Origin of the sequence: Terrisporobacter muris (assembly GCF_024621905.1) — a bacterium.
Classification (GTDB): domain Bacteria; phylum Bacillota; class Clostridia; order Peptostreptococcales; family Peptostreptococcaceae; genus Terrisporobacter; species Terrisporobacter muris.
In genome coordinates this window covers 1-2,597 of the sequence record NZ_JANKBY010000420.1, presented here as the reverse complement: position 1 = coordinate 2,597, position 2,597 = coordinate 1, and the positions used below count along the sequence as shown (strand labels likewise).

Here is a 2,597-nt window from a genome sequence, read left to right as displayed (position 1 = left end):
TATTTTTATATTTACATTTTATTGAGTTTATTTTTATATAAGATGAAGTATCTCCATTTATAGTATTTCCATTTAAATCGCGTATACTTATAATTCCATTACTATTTTCTATAGTTTTATTAATTTGAAAGCACATTTCTTCACCTTGTTCATATAATTCCACATTATCCTCAATAGATTTTTTATATTTATTCCCGAAGAATAAAAATGAATATAAACTTAGGGAAATAGTAGCTATAATAAATAAAGATATTATACTTTCTAAAAGCAAGTAACCTTTTCTATTTTTCATATATTCCCTCTTTGTATAATACCCTTCCGCTTACTGGTACTATTGTAATATATTTATAATTATCACCTTTTTTAATACTAATTGTTCCACCTCCATTTTTATATAAACCACTAGTATAAAAAGATATTAAAGAATTATTTTGACCTATGGGAAAGTTTAAGTTTACATTCTTAGGTAAATACACTCTCTTATCTTCTTTTTTATTTCTATGTAAAATATAAGACCATTTATTATCTTCACTAATAAATCTAATATAAACATTAGGATTGTCTAGCATATTCTCTCTTCTAACATAACGTATATCTGAGCATAATTCCTTTGCAAAGAATTCGATTTTATAATTATCACCTTCGTATTTCATAAAACAAATGCTAGACATGATAACTATTATACTTATTGTTACTATAAGTTCAAGTGTGGTCACATTCCTTCTCGCTTCATATATTATTTCTCCTCATAATTGTAAAATGTAATCAAATCGCCTTCATTTATTTCAACAATTTCATCACTATCTATATTCTCAGGATCAACTACCATGTTTGAATCTTTATTTTCTTCTTGTTCACTCACATTTACTTCTTGTGAACTATTGTCTACTTTACCAAACCAAGGATTTTTAATTTTGGTGCTTATTAACGCATATTTATCATGATTATTAATTTTACTTTTTGTTAAGATTTTATAATGAATATATTCTTTTGTAGAAAAGTTATTGTCATAAGCCATATCTATAGTTCTATTCGTAAGACCTGTATTTTCAATTTTTTTCACTTTATTTATGAATATACCACTATTGTTCTTAGTTAAATAATTATAAAATTCATCTTCAGTATTTGTATTTTCTATAGCATATTGAACTTCTTTAAGCATGTTACTATAAATAAGTTCAATAACTCCTATATTCTCTTCTTTAAGCTTTTCAGTTTTGTATTCTAATTCACTAATTCTATTATTACTTAAAATCAGACTAGAGCATGTAATACAAATCAAACTAATTATTGAAAATGTAATAATAGACATAATTAAAATTGAACCTTTACTCTTTTTTCGTAACATATGTATTAAGTTCCATTTCTCTATTTTCATCTGATATTTTGACCTTTAAGTCATAACAGTTATAATAGCTAATTGGAGTAACTAAAGTTTTAACTTTAAAATTATTAATAGTTTTCTGTGTATTATATCCTTCAGTATTAATGCTATTTTTTATTTTATTTCTTTCATCTTCAATTATCTCCTTAGCTGTATATAGCATTTGTCTATTACAATTATTTTTCTTTAGTAAAATTATATTATTGTGTAATGTTGATGTGATTATAAATACTATCATACTAACAATAAATAAGCTTATTACACATTCTAGAGTTGTGAATCCTTTTCTTTTAATCCTCATCATCCTTTCTAAAGTATTACTTTAGTGAATTGAAATATATATTCTTTATTTCTTTAAGGTCATCCTCACTTGTTTTTATATTTTCCCATATTTCATAGGCTAATAATCCTTGATTGATTAGCATATTAATGCCATAAACAACATTTAAATTATTCTTCTTTGCCCAAGATAATAACGTAGTCTCATGGGGTTTATATACAATATCACATACCAGTAAGTTTTTAGGTGGATTTATATTAACATCTATCGGACAATCCTTAGATTCCATTCCTATCGGCGTTGTATTAATTAAGATATCAAAGCTATTTAAATCATTTTCTTCAACTGGTTTTATATTGTAATTAGTCTTACTTTGGAAGTTGCTATTAATTAAGTCGCAAATGCACTTTGCATTTTTTTCACTTCTATTTCTAATTTCAATATAAGAAACTTCGTGATTAGCTAATTCTACAGCTATACTTCTACAAGCTCCTCCAGCACCTAAAATGATTACTTTTTTATCTTTTAAACTATAACCTTCATCTTTTAAAGATTTTATAAATCCTATACCGTCTGTGTTATAACCTATCAACTCATCATTTACATTTTTTATTGTATTTACAGCTCCTATTAGTAGTGCATTTTTTTCTACTTTATCTAGGTATGGAATTATCTCAACTTTATAAGGAATTGTTACATTACATCCCTTCATATTAAAAGTTTTTATACCTAGCGCTACATTTTGTAAGTTGTTTTTTTCTATTTCAAAACACATATAAATATTATTCTTTTTATATTTTTGTGATAAATAATTATGTATGCTTGGTGAAAAGCTTTGACTTACAGGCTGTCCCAAAAGACCTATTAGTTTAGTGTTAGAATTTATGTTCATGGTAACTCCTTTATTATGTTTATTATCATATATCTTGTAAT

Annotated in this window: 4 protein-coding genes and 1 pseudogene; all 5 read right to left on the bottom strand. The window is 25.0% G+C overall.

Annotated features, from left to right (window positions below):
• A pseudogene (locus tag NSA58_RS18665) lies at positions 1–292 on the bottom strand (hypothetical protein); the annotation flags it as partial.
• Positions 282–716 carry a hypothetical protein gene (locus tag NSA58_RS18660; protein WP_074079193.1) on the bottom strand — a complete coding sequence of 145 codons (435 nt, stop codon included), beginning with the start codon at positions 714–716 and terminating at the stop codon, positions 282–284. The pseudogene NSA58_RS18665 and the gene NSA58_RS18660, both read right to left, overlap by 11 nt.
• 20 nt (positions 717–736) lie before the next feature.
• Positions 737–1,378 (bottom strand): hypothetical protein, encoded by a 642-nt coding sequence (locus tag NSA58_RS18655; RefSeq protein ID WP_141660777.1) that lies wholly within the window; start codon positions 1,376–1,378, stop codon positions 737–739.
• Positions 1,329–1,685: a hypothetical protein gene (locus tag NSA58_RS18650; RefSeq protein WP_039678793.1), complete on the bottom strand. Its 357-nt coding sequence runs from the start codon at positions 1,683–1,685 to the stop codon at positions 1,329–1,331. The genes NSA58_RS18655 and NSA58_RS18650 overlap by 50 nt, the downstream gene beginning before the upstream one ends.
• A 16-nt stretch (positions 1,686–1,701) precedes the next feature.
• A partial coding sequence (aroE, locus tag NSA58_RS18645; protein WP_257560827.1) for a shikimate dehydrogenase occupies positions 1,702–2,597 on the bottom strand: 896 nt, incomplete at its 5' end.

Excerpts from the sequence above, each read along its gene's own strand:
- NSA58_RS18655 (WP_141660777.1), bottom strand. The coding sequence starts at position 1,378 with ATGAAAATAGAGAAATGGAACTTAATACATATGTTACGAAAAAAGAGT.
- NSA58_RS18650 (WP_039678793.1), bottom strand. The coding sequence starts at position 1,685 with ATGAGGATTAAAAGAAAAGGATTCACAACTCTAGAATGTGTAATAAGC.